The sequence below is a fragment of the Vibrio nitrifigilis genome (assembly GCF_015686695.1).
Classification (GTDB): Bacteria; Pseudomonadota; Gammaproteobacteria; order Enterobacterales; family Vibrionaceae; genus Vibrio; species Vibrio nitrifigilis.
Map to the genome: position 1 here is coordinate 1,788,399 of NZ_JADPMR010000004.1, position 18,309 is coordinate 1,806,707.

General features: G+C 40.1%; 15 protein-coding genes. 11 read left to right on the forward strand and 4 right to left on the reverse strand.

The features are described 5' to 3' along the window. Window positions 1-258 precede the first annotated feature (258 nt). From I1A42_RS24210 to I1A42_RS24225, 4 genes are all read left to right on the forward strand, one after another. Window positions 259-855 (forward strand): SCO family protein, encoded by a 597-nt coding sequence (locus tag I1A42_RS24210; RefSeq protein ID WP_196125567.1) that lies wholly within the window; start codon window positions 259-261, stop codon window positions 853-855. 13 nt (window positions 856-868) lie between these two features. Further along, a complete protein-coding gene (locus I1A42_RS24215; RefSeq protein WP_161158219.1) occupies window positions 869-1,342 on the forward strand; it encodes a copper chaperone PCu(A)C in 474 nt (157 codons plus the stop codon). Between the two features lie 212 nt (window positions 1,343-1,554). Next, window positions 1,555-2,616 carry a LacI family DNA-binding transcriptional regulator gene (locus I1A42_RS24220; protein WP_161158220.1) on the forward strand — a complete coding sequence of 354 codons (1,062 nt, stop codon included), beginning with the start codon at window positions 1,555-1,557 and terminating at the stop codon, window positions 2,614-2,616. Window positions 2,617-3,030: 414 nt separating this feature from the next. Further along, complete coding sequence (locus tag I1A42_RS24225) at window positions 3,031-4,473, forward strand: glycoside hydrolase family 1 protein (protein WP_161158221.1); 1,443 nt, start codon at window positions 3,031-3,033, stop codon at window positions 4,471-4,473. A gap of 104 nt (window positions 4,474-4,577) precedes the next feature. Here the strand turns inward: I1A42_RS24225 and I1A42_RS24230 are convergent, their stop codons facing one another. Both I1A42_RS24230 and I1A42_RS24235 read right to left on the reverse strand, forming a co-directional pair. After that, window positions 4,578-4,826 carry a hypothetical protein gene (locus I1A42_RS24230; RefSeq protein ID WP_161158222.1) on the reverse strand — a complete coding sequence of 83 codons (249 nt, stop codon included), beginning with the start codon at window positions 4,824-4,826 and terminating at the stop codon, window positions 4,578-4,580. 178 nt (window positions 4,827-5,004) lie between these two features. Continuing rightward, entirely contained in the window at window positions 5,005-6,951 is a 1,947-nt protein-coding gene (locus tag I1A42_RS24235) for an NAD(P)/FAD-dependent oxidoreductase (RefSeq protein WP_196125570.1), read from the reverse strand. A 470-nt stretch (window positions 6,952-7,421) separates the two neighbouring features. Here I1A42_RS24235 and I1A42_RS24240 point away from each other — a divergent pair, with 470 nt between their 5' ends. Next, window positions 7,422-8,633: a MalY/PatB family protein gene (locus I1A42_RS24240; protein ID WP_161158224.1), complete on the forward strand. Its 1,212-nt coding sequence runs from the start codon at window positions 7,422-7,424 to the stop codon at window positions 8,631-8,633. Window positions 8,634-8,815: 182 nt separating this feature from the next. After that, the gene (locus I1A42_RS24245) at window positions 8,816-10,495 is read left to right on the forward strand and encodes an Hsp70 family protein (RefSeq protein WP_161158225.1); all 1,680 of its coding nucleotides are present in this window, start codon (window positions 8,816-8,818) and stop codon (window positions 10,493-10,495) included. 68 nt (window positions 10,496-10,563) lie between these two features. Here the strand turns inward: I1A42_RS24245 and I1A42_RS24250 are convergent, their stop codons facing one another. Next, the gene (locus tag I1A42_RS24250; protein ID WP_196125572.1) at window positions 10,564-13,380 is read right to left on the reverse strand and encodes a J domain-containing protein; all 2,817 of its coding nucleotides are present in this window, start codon (window positions 13,378-13,380) and stop codon (window positions 10,564-10,566) included. After that, entirely contained in the window at window positions 13,377-14,198 is an 822-nt protein-coding gene (locus I1A42_RS24255; RefSeq protein ID WP_161158227.1) for a DUF1266 domain-containing protein, read from the reverse strand. Before I1A42_RS24255 ends, I1A42_RS24250 begins: the two co-directional genes overlap by 4 nt. Window positions 14,199-14,639: 441 nt before the next feature. On the opposite strand from I1A42_RS24255, the gene I1A42_RS24260 reads away from it, so the two are divergent. The 5 genes from I1A42_RS24260 (at window position 14,640) to I1A42_RS24280 (ending at window position 18,034) form a co-directional block, all read left to right on the forward strand. Further along, a complete protein-coding gene (locus tag I1A42_RS24260) occupies window positions 14,640-15,158 on the forward strand; it encodes an Hcp family type VI secretion system effector (RefSeq protein ID WP_196125573.1) in 519 nt (172 codons plus the stop codon). Between the two features lie 175 nt (window positions 15,159-15,333). Continuing rightward, window positions 15,334-15,630 (forward strand): hypothetical protein, encoded by a 297-nt coding sequence (locus I1A42_RS24265; RefSeq protein ID WP_161158657.1) that lies wholly within the window; start codon window positions 15,334-15,336, stop codon window positions 15,628-15,630. Between the two features lie 472 nt (window positions 15,631-16,102). Continuing rightward, a complete protein-coding gene (locus tag I1A42_RS24270; protein ID WP_161156044.1) occupies window positions 16,103-16,858 on the forward strand; it encodes a hypothetical protein in 756 nt (251 codons plus the stop codon). Between the two features lie 31 nt (window positions 16,859-16,889). Further along, a complete protein-coding gene (locus I1A42_RS24275) occupies window positions 16,890-17,063 on the forward strand; it encodes a hypothetical protein (RefSeq protein ID WP_161156042.1) in 174 nt (57 codons plus the stop codon). A gap of 26 nt (window positions 17,064-17,089) precedes the next feature. Beyond that, window positions 17,090-18,034: a TAXI family TRAP transporter solute-binding subunit gene (locus I1A42_RS24280; protein ID WP_230389756.1), complete on the forward strand. Its 945-nt coding sequence runs from the start codon at window positions 17,090-17,092 to the stop codon at window positions 18,032-18,034. Window positions 18,035-18,309: the final 275 nt, after the last annotated feature.

Here is an 18,309-nt window from a genome sequence, read left to right on the forward strand (position 1 = left end):
TGAACTATAAATCAGGGATGTTTTTGGCGTTCTTCACATAATTAAAAATGGAATAGATATCTGGTTTTTATTGCTTATAGCCTTATATCTAAAATGTAATTAACGTCTATACCCAAATAACTTCATGAGGCAGGATTCAGAGCTTTATCAACGAGGACTGGTCAGTTTCAATAAGGAAGGAATGTTTGGCGTATATAGTTTGTAGCTCTTTGAGGCTAACAGGTCTGTTTTGAACTACTCAGTGATACGGGTGGGTAAATGAATAAACGTAGGTTTGCCTATATTGTTGTTGCAGTTGTAATTGGTCTTAGCCTTTCAATCTATTGGATTGTACGATATTCAAGCCGGGCAGAGTATGTTGACCGCTCTGATTGGCAGGTAATGTTATACGGAAAAAATCACCAAGCAGTGGATATTTTCGACCCAAATGATCCGCGAATTCGTATTGTCTATTTTGGTTTCACTCGCTGTCCTGATGTGTGTCCTACCTCACTTGCAATGCTTTCAGGTGCTATGCGTCAAGTTGATGATTCACTTAAGACAAGATATTGGCCTATATTTATTTCTTTGGATCCTGAAAGGGATAATAGTGAGACATCGGCTCAATATGCTCAATATTTTCATCCCATGATTGTCGGTTTATCGGCATCATTAGCTCAAACAACAAAATTGGCTCGTCACTATGGAGTCATTTTTCGTAAAACCGAATTACCAAATTCAAAGATGGGGTATACCTTGGATCACAGCTCGTATTTTTATTTTTTGAAATCTGACGGCACATTGATCGAAAAAGTCCCCCATACGAATACACCTCAACCCATCGTCAATGCGATGAAAAGAGATATGGCCAAATAAAAAGGAAAGATGAATGAACATAAAGGTGTTTTTGTTTTCAATGATGGCTTTTAGTTTTTCTTGCTTTGCTAATGAAGCTCTGACTTTCGATAATGTTTATGCAAGAGCGACTGCTCCTGGGGCTGAAAGCAGTGCAGTATTTGGCATGTTAAAAAACGATGGTGATACAGATGTTACCATTATTTCAGCATCGGCAGATGTCAGCGAGGAGGCTGAATTACATACGGTGATTGAAGAAAATGACGTAATGCAGATGCGTCAGGTTTCCGAAATCCTTGTCCCTGCTCATGGTAACGTTGTTTTACAACCTGGAGCCTATCATGTGATGCTGATCGGTCTACACGGTCAACTGGTCAGTGGTTCACAAGTCAATTTAACGTTGGGTACTCAAGACGGGCAATCATTGGATTTCGTTGTTCCTGTTGAGGATGTGATAGAAGGGTTGCAGCATGTTGATTTGGACCATGCAATGGCGCAGGACCAATAATTAACTTATTGTCAGTTAGTAAACAGTGGGAGCTATTTAGCTCCCTTTTTTATTAAAGATAGAGCAACTTTTGACAATATTAAGAGTGGCTTGAGTTATGTTACAGGGAGTTTATATCCGTATTTTTTATGCAAGTTTACAAATACCTAGCTTGGGAATTTATTAGAACGTGTTAATATGCATGCAGTAAATTGTTGAGGTGTAAGGAAGTTATGGCAACAATATTAGACGTCTCTCGCCGAGCCGGAGTTGCAAAGTCAACGGTGTCTCGTGTTTTGAGTGGCCGTGGGTATACATCAGATAAAACGCGTGAAGTTGTACTGAAAGCGGCGCAAGAGCTTAACTATAGACCCAATGTGCTTGCGAGAAATTTAGCGTTACAGACATCGAACACGATAGGTTTAATCCTTCCTTCTGGTGCTCTGGTCTCACGTTATTTGGCGTCGCTGGTAGATGAAATATTTAAGAAAGCGCAGGCTGCAGGAAAAGACGTGATCATGAAACACGTCGACGATAGGCCGGGTTTAGCAATGGAATCAATTTACAATTTGATTGATCATCGCTGCGAAGCTGTTATGTACTACAACTCATCGAGTTTTGTTAATTTTGATGATACTGTGGCTGAAATCGATGCTGCTATTGATTCGTTTTCTGTGCCGGTTGTGTTACTGAATGGGTATCTACCCAAACATCCAAAACACTGCGTTTGGTATGAGCACGCTCGTTTTGCGGCAAAACCGGTTGAATATTTGTTAGAACATGGCCATCGCAACATTGCTTATATTACAGGGCCCCTCAACCAACGTACGGTACAAGAGCGTGTGAAAGGTTACCGACAAGCTCTTGAACATCATGGTATTGATTATAATGAGCAACTGTTTGTTGAGGGGAGTTACAAAGTCCTTGAAGACGACACATTGTCTCAAGATGTATCCTTAATGGGGTATGAAGCGTGTATTGAGTTGTTAGGACGAGGCGTGAATTTCAGTGCTATTTGCTTTGCCAATGATTACTTAGCAATCGGGGCGCAAAAAGCGCTGCAAGAGCGTGGCATTGATGTGCCTGATGAGGTCTCACTCTTTGGTTTTGATGATACACCAGTTTTGAATTACTTTTCTCCATCGATCAGTTCAGTCGTTCTACCGTCAACTCAATTGATCAATTACGCTGTTGAATTATGCTTTGCTCACCTCTCACACAGTGAATTGCCTGATTATGATTCACTTAATTTCGACTCTGAGCTTGTGCTGCGCGGTTCCGTAAAAGCACTCTAGATCTTATCTAACATAATGAAAAGGCGAGAAATTTTTTAAATTTCTCGCTTTGGTCGATAGGTTATTGTATCGATATTCTGCCGATTTAAATTCCAAACACATCACAAAAGATCAATTTTGTGTAAAAATTATGGAAACGGTTTCCTCTCACTGGAAGGGTATGCTAGATTGATTGCATACGGTCACAAGACGCTCAGACGCTCAATAGTAGCAGCCTGAAAACAGGTGAGTGTTGAGTCTGGAACATTGCACTGAGTTACCCTACATAGCCAAAAACGTGGAAAAATAATTTAAAAATCGTTGGCGTGTCATCAGAAATGGAACCGGTTACAGTTTAGTGGGCGTTATAGATAAACTTGGTGCTTCATTGCTAGAGCACAAGTAACCTGACTTAATAAAAAGCGGAGATATGTAATGAGTAATTCTGTTTTCCCTAAAAATTTCCTATGGGGTGGCGCGACAGCAGCAAACCAATTTGAAGGAGCTTGGAATGTGGATGGTAAAGGTCCTAGCACCAGTGATATGTTGAGCGGTGGTACTCATACCGTTCCTCGTCGTATTACTCGCACAATTGAAGACGGTGTTCATTATCCTTCACACGAAGCGATCGATTTTTATCATCGTTATAAAGAAGATATCAAACTGTTCGCGGAAATGGGGTTTAAGACATTTCGTTTATCAATTAACTGGACTCGTATTTTCCCAACAGGAATGGAACAGGAGCCTAATGAAGCGGGTTTGAAGTTCTATGATGATGTGTTTGATGAATTGAAGAAATACAACATTGAACCTCTCGTTACCATTTCTCACTATGAAATGCCATTTGGTTTGACCCAAGAGTACAACGGTTGGGCGGGACGTGAAGTTATTGAACACTTTATGCGTTATGCAGAAACCTTATTTACTCGTTACAAAGATAAAGTGAAATACTGGTTAACGTTTAATGAAATTAACTGTGGCACCGTCCCATTTGGTGGCTATTTGGCGCTTGGTATCTTAAACGAAGGTACTCAAGACTTCTTACATCAAGTCGATGATCCACAGCTGCGTTTCCAAGCCTTGCACCATCAGTTCGTCGCGAGTGCAAAAGCGGTAGCATTAGGCCATGAAATTAATCCTGATTTTAAAATTGGTTGTATGATTGCCTACATGACGGCATACCCATACACATGTAACCCAGATGATATTTTGCTTGCTCAAGATCATATGAACATGCGCAATAACTTCTGTGGCGATATTCATGTGCGTGGTGAATATCCATACTACGCGAAACGTTACTTTGCTGAAAATAATATCAAACTTGATATTAAAGAGGGTGATCTTGAAGTGATTAAGCAAGGTACTGTTGATTACTATACCTTTAGCTATTACATGTCGAATTGTGTTTCTGCCGATCCTACATTAGATAACACCTCTGGCAACATTAATGGTGGTGTGAAAAACCCTTATCTAGAAGCATCCGATTGGGGATGGCAAATTGACCCTAAAGGTTTACGTTACTCATTGAACGAAATCTATGGTCGCTACCAGATTCCTTTGATGGTGGTTGAGAACGGATTAGGTGCGTTTGATAAAGTGGAAGATGACGGCAGCATTAATGATAGCTATCGTATTGATTATCTTAAATCACATATCGAACAGATGGGTGAAGCACTAAAAGATGGTGTAGAACTATGGGGTTACACCCCTTGGGGCTGTATTGATTTAGTGAGTGCATCAACGGGTGAAATGGAAAAACGTTACGGATTTATTTACGTTGATAAAGACAATAAAGGTCAGGGCACATTAGATCGTAAGAGAAAAGCATCGTTCTTCTGGTACCAAAAAGTGATTGAATCACAAGGTGAACAGCTGTAACAGCGTATAGAGTCGAGCCACCAGCTTACTGTTTATTTTACTTAGGTGAAACAATCAGTAAGCTGGTTTTTCTTTACAGAGATTCCTCTCTGTTGACTAAAGAATTAGTGAGATTTTTTAGGTCCATTACGTACTAAATCTTTACCATTATCAAACACTTCTTGTGTAACCCAACGGCCAAGAACAAGCTGGTGCTGATCATCTAAAACAGCCACGAACGGGCGACCATTGGAATTGTTGGTTGCTAAAGCGACACCGGCGGCATTATTTAGCCCTAAGCCACCTTTTTCAACTAGGATCAGGAAAGTTTCTAGTTCTTCTAGAGTTTCAATTACGTCGTTATCATCAATCATGTTTCAAGCTCAATTATTTAGCGATAAGCTGATCATAGCAGCTAAAGCGCAGAGTCTGAATGCTTGGATAAAGATGATAAGAATGAATGTTTAATTTCTGTCCGTTTTGCCAATAGATGAAGTGAAAAATGCAGATTTTACACTGTAAAATCTGCATTCATAGAGATCAAATATCAGATTAGATATCCATTGCTGCATAGTGCCCGTGATGAACCGCAGAAGCCACTTTGCCGGGACGAACACAATCGCCGACAGGGATAAAGTCTAAAATACTTTGGCGTAACTCTTCCCGCTCTATTTCACGAGATTTCATCCCGACAGAGCAGAAGATAGTATCAGCGGGAAAGACTAAGCGTTCTCCTTGTTTATTGATGGCAACCACACCTTCTGCAGTGATCGCTTCTACTTTTGTTCCTAGGTGCACATCAATGTGATCGCGTAGTTCGATGTTGAGCCCCATTTTGTGGAAGACATTAGAATCAATCGCAAAGTCATCACGAGCTTCAATCAACGTCACGTTCTTGTGTTCGCGTCTAAAATGGATCGCTGATTCTGTACCAACAAGGCCGGCACCGATAATCACAACATTTTGACCAATGTTAGGCACATCTTTCGCAAGTTCAGTGCAGTTGACCACGCGTGGATCATCAATACCTGGAATATTTGGCTTAATGGGGGTCGCACCAATGGCACAAATTAATGAATCTGGATTGATTTCTTCTACCAGTGCATTATCGACTTTGGTATTCATTCGCACTTCAATGTTGTCATATTGTGCGATTTGATGGACGAGCCATTTAGAAAAACCGTAGTAATTCTTTTTAAAATCAACATGAGCTTCACAGTTGATCTGGCCACCGAGCTTATCGGTGGATTCACATAGAATCACTTTATGATGACGTTTGGCAGCGCTAAGAGCCGCTTGCATGCCACCAGGGCCGCCACCTGCAATCAGAACGGTTTTACTGGTTTCTGGCATTGCCGCTGGAGAGAAATACAGTTCTTCTTCACCAATCACAGGGTTAATTGCACATGCTGTATCGCGAGTGGTAATGATGGTATCCATGCAGTGGTGACAACGCATACATTTGCGAATATCTTGATCGCGTCCTTCCATTGCTTTGCGAGGCAGGAATGGATCAGCCATTAATGCGCGTGCCATTTCAACGATATCGGCTTGACCGGATGCAATAATTTCTTCGGCAATATCGGGTTCGGTTAATGCACCCACGACGGCAACAGGTTTGTTAACGTGTTTTTTTATTTCAGCTGCTAGCGCTACATTGCAACCATGTTTGACGAACATGGACGGGTGAGTACGTACGAAAGTTTCTGCGACACGTTGGTTACCCGCACTGATATGAATAATGTCGACATAATCTTCTATTGCTTGAGCAATACGGACCGCCTCGGCAACATCATGTCCGCCTTCGTATAATTCTTTGCCGTTCATACGAAATTCAATAGGAAAACCTTCGCCAACGGCTTCACGAATGGCTTTTAATACCATGATAGGGAAACGTACGCGATTTTCTAATGAGCCACCATATTGATCTTGGCGTTGATTAGACGGTGATAAGAACTGACTAATCAACCAGCCATGACCACCGTGAACCATTAACATCTCAAAACCGGCTTGTTTGACTAAGGCGGCGCTATCACCAAATGCTTTAACCAATTCTAGAAGCATTTCTTCAGTTAACTCAGAAACTTCAACGCCATTTTCCCATTCATGCATTGGGCCGTAAGGTTTGTATTTGGGATGTGGATTTTCTAAATTAGGGATGCCTGCATATTTGCCGCCGTGGGAGAGTTCAATGCTTGGAATACAGTTGTGGCGACGAATAGAGCGCGCGGCATGAGTTAATGAGGGCAAAATCAATGGATCGTGAAGTTTAAGTTCTTTTGTGTGTGGGCTGCCACCTTCTAATACGATGGATTGACCAACAGTCACATTGGCTGCCCCACCTTTAGCTCTGAGTTCAAAGAAGGCGGTATTTTCCTGTGATAGGAAGCATTCTGGCGAGAGCTCTTGCAGGGAAACCGGTGCTGAAAATAGACGGTTTTTGAAGGTGATATTACCGATTTTTATCGGGGAAAATAGGTGGGGATATTTTAGCTTCATAGTGTATTCCTCTCTAATACCTTGTGGCTTGGAGCCAACGGGCAACCGGAGTAGAGTTAACCTGTTTAACTAACAACACGCTTACCCGCCGAGGTTTTATTTTTATCTGGCACTAAAATATCTCTAACTAAATTTCATCAGCAATAAAAATAAACATTTAAATATATGATCTAATATAACGAGATTTTAAATAATTAATGATAGGTTACATACTGACATGACTGCTGTTAGTAACATATGAATTATTAATTAATCATTCGATGAGTGTTTTATCTTGTTTATATTTCTTAAAATATATTTTAATGAATCAAAAAAATTCGGAATTATTCATGATATATTGTATTGTTGAATAACATGATTGAAGGTGAAAAAACGTTATCAATCTGTGACATTTTTTAAAATATTGCATAAGAATAGGAAAAGGATATTCTTTTAATAAGTCATCGAGATGCGATTTAATGGAGAAAATAATGAAATACGATTTTGATGAGATAATTGATCGGTCTCACACCAATAGTATGAGTTTTGAAGGTTGGAAATCTTATATTTTCAAGGATCATAAACATGTGGATTTCAAGTTTGAAGATAAAGATTTTATCCGTATGTGGGTCGCTGATATGGATTTTGCTACACCGCCTGAAATACGTGATGCAATCAAAAAACGGTTAGATCAAAAGATCTTAGGTTATACCCATGTTTTTGATCCAGAATACTTTTCTACATTAGAAAGTTGGTTTCACAACCATTATGACGTTGCGATAAAAAAGGAAGAAATCGTATTTTCTCCAGGTGTCGTCCCTGCACTAAAAAATTTAGTGCCACTCATCATGCAAGACGATGAAAGTTTACTTATCTGTACGCCATCTTATGCTCCATTCAAAATAGCGGGTGAATTTAATCAGCGCCGAGTGCTGACATCACCTCTTATTAATGAAAATGGGCACTATGTCATAGATTTTGACGATCTTGAAACGAAAATATCTGATCCAAAAAATAAAATATCACTGTTTATTTTATGCAATCCACATAATCCGACGGGACGTATTTGGACTAAGGATGAATTAAGTAAGCTAGGTGAAATTTGTGTTGAAAACAATGTTTGGATTATATCAGATGAGATTCACTGTGACTTATTACGCCGTGATAAAAAACATCATCCAATGGTGAATATTTTACCTGATTATAAAAGGCTTATTACCTGTACAGCTCCAAGTAAAACATTCAATCTGGCGGGGAATCTGTTGTCTCATATCTTTATTAGAGATGATATCTTACGTGCCAAATGGCTAGCACGCCATAATGATATTCAAAATCCATTGGCACTCGCTGCTGTGAAAGCGGCATACAGTGAGTGTGAAGAGTGGCTTGATGCTTTAAAAATGTATTTGGATGATAACTTGTCATTTTTGCAGCAATACCTGCAAGTTCACCTACCTGAAGCTAAGTTTTCTATTCCTGAGGCAACTTATTTAGCGTGGATTGATTTTTCATCTTACTTGAAAAAAACCGATAGCTTTGCTGAACCTGCATTTTTCTTTGCTCAAGAAGCCGGTGTCTTACTTGAGGGGGGGAATATGTTTGTCGACAATGGTGAAGGGCATATTCGTTTGAATATTGCGTGTCCTCGCAGCGTGCTATTAAGGGGATTAGAACGCATGAGTGAAGCACTGAATCGCTTATAGTCTGTCGATGCAATACTAGAGAGATGGAGGACAACCATCTCTTCTATTTGATAATAGTCAAACTTATCCTTTTCGATTTATCGTCCTTGCTCCAAAATTTGGTGAGCTAAGGTTGCTCGTTTACTAACACTTCGTTAATTTTCTACGCTACAAATAATAAATTACATAAGTCAGGTTTGGTTATGGAAAGTCATTCTTCCTTAGCAATTGGCATTGATTTGGGTACGACCAACAGTGCGATTGCAATATGGAGAAACGGGGTAGCGGAGCTGATTCCAAATGCCCTCGGTGAATATTTGACACCCTCAGTGGTCAGTATTGATGAAGAGGGGCATGTCCTAGTCGGAGAAGCTGCGCGAGCAAGGTTAGTGACAAAGCCGACAGAAACAGTCGCTGCATTTAAACGTTTTATGGGGTCGGAAAAGCAATTCAAGCTTGGAGCACAAAGTTATACTCCAACGGAATTGAGCGCCCTTGTACTTAAGTCATTGAAAGCGGACGCTGAAGCGCATTTAGGCACTGAAATTCAAGATGTCGTCATCTCTGTTCCGGCTTATTTCAGTGATCAACAGCGTAAGCAAGTCTACCAAGCGGCGTTATTGGCTGATTTAAATGCCGTACGCTTGATTAATGAACCGACCGCCGCTTGTTTAGCCTATAGCTTGAAACAAGAGCAAGAACGTCGCTTTCTCGTGTTTGATTTAGGTGGCGGAACGTTCGATGTGACAGTCGTTGAGTATCAAGACAGCTTTGTTGAAGTCCGATCCTCTACCGGAGATAACCGTTTAGGTGGTGAAGATTTCACTGAAGCGCTGGTCAATTATGTCGTTAATGAACTTGGTCTCAAGTTAGAGACTATTGATATTAATCATTTAGCGAAGTTGGTGAGTATTTGTGAGCGCGGTAAAAAGCAATCTGGCGAAACGATGGTGCTTGAATTGCCCGATCCATTTAACCAAACGTTAGAGTTAAATGGTAAACAACTAGAGCAGGTTTGGCATGATGTCCTCACTCGTCTGGCTTTACCGCTTAAAAGAGCATTAAACGACGCCAAAATGACGCCAGCAGAAATTGATGAGCTAATTTTTGTTGGTGGTGCCACCCGTTTGCGTCAGGTTCAGCAACTGGCGAATCGTCTCTTAGGGCGTTTTGGTAGTCATCAATTAGATCCTGACCTTGTGGTTGCGATGGGAGCGGCGACTCAAGCTGCTTGTCGCTTGCGCGATGAGGCGGTAGAAGAGCTTATTTTAACGGATGTATGTCCATTTTCGTTAGGGATTATCGTCAATAGTGGTGAGCAGTCTGGGGTGTTTAGCCCGATTATTGAACGCAATACCGTGATTCCGACTTCTCGGGTCGAACGATACTACACCAGCTATGATGATCAAGACAAAGTTAATGTAGGCATTTATCAGGGTGAACGCTATTGGGCGCGTGAAAATATTTACGTCGATAATCTAGAGATTGATGTGCCTGAGGGGCCGCGAGGACAAGAAGCGATTGATGTCCGTTTTAGTTATGACATTAATGGTTTGCTAGAAATCGATGTGACCGTTGTTTCAACTCAAAAAACATCGCAAAAAGTCATTGATCGTTCTCCTATCGGTATGACGCCAGAGCAACAAACTCAGAGTCGAGAGCGCCTAGAAAAGCTTAAGGTTCATCCAAGAGATCAGTTACCGAATATAACTTTGGCTGAAAAACTTAATCGGTTATACGAAGAGTTGTTAGGGGATGGGCGAGAAACTGTTGGTGAAATGATCGCTTATTTTACGAAAGCACTCGATAGCCAAGATGATAAAGTAATTCGTGACGCCCGCAAGGAAATAGAAGCGCACTTAAATCGATTTGTATTGGTTTAGTTTAGAAATAAGTTATGGATAAAGTAGAAGGAGAGCAGTGCTCTCCTTCTGTTTTACGATTGTGTGATTTAAGCATTGCTAATGCCTAAGTATTTTCCTATGTTGACCTGCTGGTCTTTGATGACCTTTTTAGCCCAACGTCCGCGAGAGAAAATGACGCGCGTCATCCATATTCTGCCTACATGAATCACACAAGTTGCGACGGCAACCCAAAAACTGCCTAAGCCAATGGAGACTAGATATAACCCCCACGTAAACCCGAGATACACTTTACGTTTTTTGGTACTTGGTACTATTTGCATAATTCTGAGCGATAGCCCTAATTGAGCAATCGTGGTGATCCCGACATCAAAACACCATAAAGCACTGAATCTTACCGCCTCGTTGCTAATTGGATAATCAAATACATAAAACCACAAAGCAATAAATGCCAAGGCAAACAGCCCAACTTGACCTCTGCTAAAGGTTTTGACCGATTTTTTATTATTTAACGCTTGATTAAGTTCTTTTTGATGTAAGTTATTAAGATGGACTAACGCGATATCTGCTGCTTGTTGTTCCTCTTCTGTTTGCTCGTTACGATTACGTTCAAAATACTCTAATGGGTAAATATCGTATCCTTCTGGACGCCAACCAGTGAAAAGAATGGAGAGGAGATAATTCGCTGGATAGGTGAAAGGTTTTGCTTCTTTATCTGGAACGGTATCAGAAAATTCGTCTGGAGTCGGTAACTCATGAACATGACTGGTGATAAACAAGGTTATCGCTTCAGGTTGAGATAGCTTGTAACTTTCAAGGACCAGATTATTATTTTCTGCTTCGTCGTAGATTACGCGAGTCATTCTGTTATGAAACTCTTCAAACTGAGTTTTGTTATAGGTGTACACGCGAAATAACTGCCAGTAGAAAGTGGCTACCTTAATTTGTCGGTATCGATAATAGAACGCGAGTGCTGCTAACGATTCCAGATTGCCAGTGAGAGCAAGTTTATTTAACTCTTCGAGAGAATGTTGCTGATAGACCTTTTGTAGGGCTTGATAGACCATGGCCTGGAACACATGTTGCTCGCTGAAGGGTGAAATAGACTCAACCCAATCAGAACTATAACTTTTCTCATGATCAAAATAAGTAACGAGGCATCCCAAAGGTCCTTGCTGCTGGTGGGCTGGTAGAGCCGGTAATTGAGATAGTAACTGATTACCACTTAGCCCTTTGTCTGGAGTGTAGTGACTATTAAATAACGTGAGCCACTGGAACACTCCAGTAAAAGGTTCATGTTGATAGATGGACGATAAACGATATTCTGGGTTTTTAATACGATAAAATATTGTTTCATAAACCCATTGTAATTTGGGGCGGTTTTCTTCGAGAAGATCAGACGATATTTTTTCCGCATTAAGTAAGGCTGTTAGCCAGCTATCTGGCACCAGAGGATGACGTTCTAAGCACTGAATCCACTCTACTGAAGTCAATGAATCGATCTCTGCTTCTGTCAGCGATTCACTGCCTAAAAACGCATCAGTGTCATAAGCTTGCAATTTTATAAGTAATGATTCTGCTCCATTGTTTTGCTCTTGTAGCCGATGTGAACAATATGAGTAGGTCAGCTGTAACATGAGGGTTTCAAACGGTGTTGCTTGTTCTTGTGCATTGAGCAGATTTTCCAGCAATTTAACTTGCCATACTAAACTACCATGGTCTGCATTCCAGAGGGCCTGCGTGAGGAAACCAATCAAGCCAGATTCGTCTTTAAAATCTAAGTAATGACGAAATATATCATCGGCATTATCGAACAGAGATTGATATAGCCACCGATGTGAAAGAGTCGGTTGTTCATGATAATTAGGGTTAAGTGAGTGTTCACACCGCCAAAATGCGTGAGGAAGTGGTGACCACTTTTGCAGCAAATTTGCGAGTAATAACGAATAGTCTCGTTCTTTTGCTTTACTCGAAACCTGATAAAGTAAATCTGCCGCTGATCCAAATTGTTCTTTAGCAATCATTTGTTTTGCTACGGCAATGACCGTATCGATATCACCTGCTTTCAGTGTCGCTTCCGACAGAATCTCTAGTTGCACATCGGTCAATTGATTGATGATGTCTGGTGAGGTTAGGTGTTCAAGTAAATCTTGATAAATCGCGGGTGGGTACCAGTTACAGCTATTACAACACTGCATAATAGTGGTTAGGTACTCTAAGGTTAAGTTCCAAGGTAGGCAGGTCGGCTGCCATAGCCAATAATTGATAGCATCCACATTGCCAATATTAAGGGCTTTAGTCAGAGGAATAATAAAGGATAATGTCGCACGCTGCGCAGCATCAGCAAGTTGCGATAGGTTACTTAATGGAATGAGTGATTTAGTCGTGGTCCAACGTTGTAAAAACTCACCCAATTCATATTGTTGTGCATCACCACTGAGCAGCTCTTCCCAATCGAATGTTTGCCAAAAAATATCAATCATTTCGCCGGGTAACCAGCGTTTATTAAGTACATCGTCTAATACATATGACGCAACCGTTTGTTGAATATCTAAGGATGTTAACAAAAGATCGTCTCGCCATTGCTGCCACTGGGTGAGATCAAAACGAGTCGCCGCATTGAGCATGAGCGATTGATATTTCTGGATTGGTACTACTGTTGTCGACTCTTCATTAGATGTTTGAGCAGCGGGTTGCGTTAATTTTGTCTCTGGCGTAAAAGTGGTGACAAGAGTTGATTCATCGCGATTGATGTTTTCCATGATCGCTTCGTAAGCTGCACGTACTTGCTTAAACCCTTGAGGATCTTCCTCAGGATGATGGATTTTAAGCTGCGATCGGTAGGCTTTTTTGATGATAGAAAGATCACTGGTAGGCTCAATACCTAAAATTTCCCAATTGTTCATGCTTGATCCTCTTGTTCACTTTCCTCTGCTGTCGATTGTTGTTTTATCTGCTCTATGTTTTCTAGGACTTGCTGGAGTGATTGAGGAACGGCAAGATCAGGTAGTTCTGTATTCCAGTCGATATGATCAATGGGCACATCTTTGTCATTGTGGAGATAGGCAAAATATTCGTCGAACGTGTGGCCAAGACCTTCGTCAAGTAACGTTGTAATCTGCTGTTCCCTTTCTTCTGCCTCGGCTTTGTTGTATACCCAGAATCCGCGGCCCAAGATAAAGCTGTAGAGATATTGGTGCCAGTTCGAGAAATGTCTCTGCATAAGATGGCTAAAGTAGTTTAAAAGAAACGCACACTCTTCTGCTGTTACGACTCCTACTTGAAAGCCTGCACGGGTTAAGAAAGTACCACGAACGTAGTCCCAAGCAAGGAAGCCCTGGTGACCTACTTTACGATAAACGATATCGACATAACGTAATTCTCCTTGAAACACCGGATCGTCACTATGATTTTCAATCAGGGTGCTCCATTGCATAGGTGTGGATGTTGCACGACGAGAAAATAAGTGCTGCCATACATCACCATGAACTTCGCCAGTCGCTAGGCGATGGATCATTTCATGCCAATCTTCCCGGGTATCGATTCCCCAAGAGTTAATAAAACCTGCTTTAAAGCTCTCATCTGATTCAAGATTATCATCGTCCCGTTTCATGCCTATGAGATCATAATCAGCCCAACGTCTGCAATAAAGCATTTGTGGGACTGTCGTCGCTAGCCAGAACTGACAATGAGGTAAATCTTTATTAAATATTGTTGTAGACATAATTACCTCTTACTTATTTTCAGCCAGAGTATATTGGGGGAATAACTGGGAAAAGTCATTTACCTCGCAAAATATAAATATGAGATTTTGGTCCAAAAATAAAAAAGAAGAGGGCGTATTTGAATAAATATTAAAGAAAGAGTTTGTAATTTATAAAAAGTAAATAATGTGAGTTTTTTAGGCAACTATTTGTTTATCGGGCAACTTCTTACTCGGTTTAAAACTAAAAATTGCCCTATATTATAAAACTATTTTTATAAGTTATTGATAGTTATAGTTTCGATGTTGGCATCTCTCTTGCTCTTAATACTAGGCATATCCAAGCAATATTGGAGTTGCTGTTAGGTGGCAGGTAAATCAATATAGTCAACAAACTGGTAACGTCAAAATAAAGGGTATAGCGAATAATCGCATTTACTATAAATAAGAAAGGAATTTGTAATGCCAACTCCATGTTATATTTCTATCGAAGGTCAAACTCAAGGGCTTATCACTGCTGGTGCATGTACAGCAGATTCAATCGGTGATTCTTACGTAGAAGGTCACGAAGACGAAATGCTGGTTCAACAGTTTGACCATAACGTCACTGTTCCAACTGATCCTCAATCTGGTCAGCCTACTGGTCAACGTGCACACAAACCATTTAAATTCACTGTATCGCTGAACAAAGCGGTTCCTTTGCTATATAACGCATTGGCATCTGGCGAAAAAATGTCTTCAGTGACGCTAAAATGGTACCGTACTTCTATCGAAGGTAAGCAAGAAAACTTCTTCACTACTACGCTAGAAAACGCATCAATCGTTGATATCCGTTGTGAAATGCCACACTGTCAAGATCCGACTAAATCTGACTTCACGCAAAACCTAACTGTGTCTTTGACTTACCGTCAAATCACTTGGGATCACGTGAACGCGGGTACATCTGGCTCAGACGACTGGCGTAAACCAATCGAAGCATAATTGACTGCGAATAATACGAATAGCGGTTGTAGCTGATGCCAACTAAGGCATTAGAGACATGCTTTATTCAATATAAAGCGCTGACATTGGTCAGCGCTTTTTGTTTGCATTTCTAGATAAAGTCTTTGCACATTGTGCCGATAAAGTAGTAATCACAATGGATAAAGGCGTGATTATGAAACGATCCACCACATTAGTTAGCGTATTAAGCGGCTTATTATTTTCTAGTTATTCTTTTGCAGCGCAAACATCAATTGCTGATTTGATCGCGCAATCACCGGCAAAACAGTTGACGTCATTATGTGGTAGTGACGCGATGAGTGAGTTATGCGCAAGTCAGGCCGAAGCGTTTCGAAATCATATAGTTAATCAGAATCAACTCAATGTTGAAACAATGCAGAATCAAGCAACGACAGTGTTTGATAATACCTTGAAACCACTTATTGATGCATTACAAAGTGGTGCCCAATAGTCTCTACTCTTCCTCACGTCGCTTCGCTAACGTGCCTAATGAAATGGTTCTACTTGCGTTAAAAGCTTGACCTAGGCACGTTGATGAAGCTACGAATCCTGCATCTTAAGCTCATTTGGGTATAAATACTTTATTACTATCGTTAATATAGTTTGTTAATCTGATTGATAATATTAATCCGGTTTATAATCCCGTATTTCCTTTTATTTTTAATTTTATATTCCTTTATCCATACTTGTTAATTTTAATTGGATAATTCTGTTTTATATGAAACTGTATTTATTTGTCGTTAATAGACATAAATATATAGTGGCGATATTGATAATAGATTGCCCAAAAATAATGTATATCACTTTGGAAGAAGATCTCAAAAAATACGATTCATAATATTAATAACAATAAAAATCTTCATTTAATGCAGGCTAGAAAATACTATACATCGCACGGACGCCCGTTAGGTTAGGAGAATCACTTGTCAACACAACCATTGAGTCTCGCTCAATTTGTTGAGCAGAGTAACACTCGAATTGCAGAAATTAAAAAAGAGAAAGATGCCCCAATTAATTTAAAAGCAAGAAACTTTGGCTTTGCGCTTTTGTGTATTTTGGGGTTGGTGTTAGCAAGCTTTATCGCATTACAAATTATTGCCGGAACAGTGGCATTACTCGTTGGTTTTATTGGTATCGCCGTTATGTTTTATGGCTTGCGTTATCTCAAAATGAACGATAAACACATTAAGCAAAAAATGCGTAATCATATCGTTGCCAACATGATTGAAGAGGCTAGAACCCATAAGATAGAAACCTTAACCAATCTGGTTATTGATTCAAAAGCTCGTTTAGATGGAGCGCGTGAAGCCCGGAATAAAATGGGTGGTTATGTGGAACGTATTAAAGCGAAACTAAACGAATCAGATAAATCTTCATCCAGTTATCAAACCAAGTTGAATATGGCCGGTCGGGTTGAGCAAGCATATAGCCAAGTCTGTATCAACGTAGAAAAAGCGGGTGAAGCACATAAAGCTCTCGCGAAGAAGGTTGAAGACTATAAAGAAATGGCAGAGTTTTCAGATATTGTTGGTGATGCTATGGCTTTTGCTAACCAAAATAATGATTCAATCGATGAAATGCTTGGTATGGAAGCATTTGCTGCCATTGAACAGGACTTCCAATCTGCAATGGTCAGTATTGAAAATTCTGTATCCGATTATGCAATTGATAATGAATAATTTTAAATTTTAGATAGTTAAAAGGTCAGTTATGGCAGAACAAAAAATTAAACCTGCAAAAAGTACCCAGGTGATGAGGATTATTATTGCAGTGATCTTCTCCTTGGTTGTCATATTGTCAGTGCTGAGTTTCATGTCGGGCTATATGCAAGGCGACTCTGGCTCTGATTCAAACGACACTTATCAAAGTGAAAGCCCGTTCTAGGCATAATAAAATTAAAAGGGATGAAAATGAAATTATTTGCAGTGATGCTATCAGCGTTAATTGTAACGGCTCCGATTCATGCGAAAACGCTTAATATGGGAACTGGTGGTTCAACCGGTAACTACTTCAAAATGGGCAACGACATCAAAAGCTATTGTAGTGATGATGTGAGCGTCGATTTGAACGTTGAAGAATCTGGTGGGTCGGTTGAAAATTTACTTGGCTTGATGAATAAAAAATACGCTTTAGCGATTGTTCAAGAAGATGTATTGCATTATAACGCTAAGCGTTCACCGAAGAAGGTAAACCGAAATCGTCTTAAGGTGTTAACTGGTTTACATGAAGAATCTGTGCATCTACTCATTCCGAAAGGATATTCGCCAAAAGGCAGCGGTAATATTCTCTCATCACTATTTGGGGGCGATGATAAGAAAAAATTCACACTTTCTATGCTAAAAAATCAAGAGGTAGGTTCATGGGGTGGTTCGATCGTCTCAGCTGAAGCATTGAGTTATTTCTTTAAATTGAATTTACATGTCAAAGAAACCCAAGAGAATGTGAACAATACCAGTATGCCAATTGTTTTAGTTGGTGGTGCTCCATATCAACCGGTGAAAAATTACCTAGATTCAGGGAAATGGGTTTTGGCGAGCTTAGATTATGATGAAATTAAAAAAGACGCGCCATTTTATAGCAAACAAACAGTGAACTATGAAATTAGTGGTAAAGTGTCACCGGTGCAAACTGTTGGCGTTAGAGCGCTTTTAATTGGTAAATCATTCCGTAAGGAATCGCGCAATAAACCAATGTCCCAATTGGCAGCTTGTATATACTCCAATGTAGCAGATTTGGCGGATGATCCTGATACAAGCCCTAACTGGGCAAGTGTTTATGATTATATCGAGGATGATGGTCAATCTGATTGGGCATATTTCCCTCTTGATGAGCAAGTGATGAAAAAATACGAGTAATCATTTCATCAACCCAAATAACCTCTGAATTTCGTCAATGAGGTCGTTGGACACAAAGTATGGCTTCCATTTAAGGAAGCCTTTTATGTTTCTGGGCGGGATAAAAGTTGCAACGTCTGGGCAAAAAGTTGCTTATCTTGAGAAAGAAATTGCCCTAATATTATTTTTGTTTTTATAACCTGTTGATTTTATTTATTGGCTTGGTTGGCATTACCCTTGCCTTTAGTGGTATAGCGAAATATCGCATCATTTGTTTTTATTTGAAGGAATTTGTA

Coding starts and splice junctions, on each gene's coding strand:
- I1A42_RS24210 (WP_196125567.1), top strand. CDS start 259: ATGAATAAACGTAGGTTTGCCTATATTGTTGTTGCAGTTGTAATTGGT.
- I1A42_RS24215 (WP_161158219.1), top strand. CDS start 869: ATGAACATAAAGGTGTTTTTGTTTTCAATGATGGCTTTTAGTTTTTCT.
- I1A42_RS24220 (WP_161158220.1), top strand. CDS start 1,555: ATGGCAACAATATTAGACGTCTCTCGCCGAGCCGGAGTTGCAAAGTCA.
- I1A42_RS24225 (WP_161158221.1), top strand. CDS start 3,031: ATGAGTAATTCTGTTTTCCCTAAAAATTTCCTATGGGGTGGCGCGACA.
- I1A42_RS24230 (WP_161158222.1), bottom strand. CDS start 4,826: ATGATTGATGATAACGACGTAATTGAAACTCTAGAAGAACTAGAAACT.
- I1A42_RS24235 (WP_196125570.1), bottom strand. CDS start 6,951: ATGAAGCTAAAATATCCCCACCTATTTTCCCCGATAAAAATCGGTAAT.
- I1A42_RS24240 (WP_161158224.1), top strand. CDS start 7,422: ATGAAATACGATTTTGATGAGATAATTGATCGGTCTCACACCAATAGT.
- I1A42_RS24245 (WP_161158225.1), top strand. CDS start 8,816: ATGGAAAGTCATTCTTCCTTAGCAATTGGCATTGATTTGGGTACGACC.
- I1A42_RS24250 (WP_196125572.1), bottom strand. CDS start 13,380: ATGAACAATTGGGAAATTTTAGGTATTGAGCCTACCAGTGATCTTTCT.
- I1A42_RS24255 (WP_161158227.1), bottom strand. CDS start 14,198: ATGTCTACAACAATATTTAATAAAGATTTACCTCATTGTCAGTTCTGG.
- I1A42_RS24260 (WP_196125573.1), top strand. CDS start 14,640: ATGCCAACTCCATGTTATATTTCTATCGAAGGTCAAACTCAAGGGCTT.
- I1A42_RS24265 (WP_161158657.1), top strand. CDS start 15,334: ATGAAACGATCCACCACATTAGTTAGCGTATTAAGCGGCTTATTATTT.
- I1A42_RS24275 (WP_161156042.1), top strand. CDS start 16,890: ATGGCAGAACAAAAAATTAAACCTGCAAAAAGTACCCAGGTGATGAGG.
- I1A42_RS24280 (WP_230389756.1), top strand. CDS start 17,090: ATGAAATTATTTGCAGTGATGCTATCAGCGTTAATTGTAACGGCTCCG.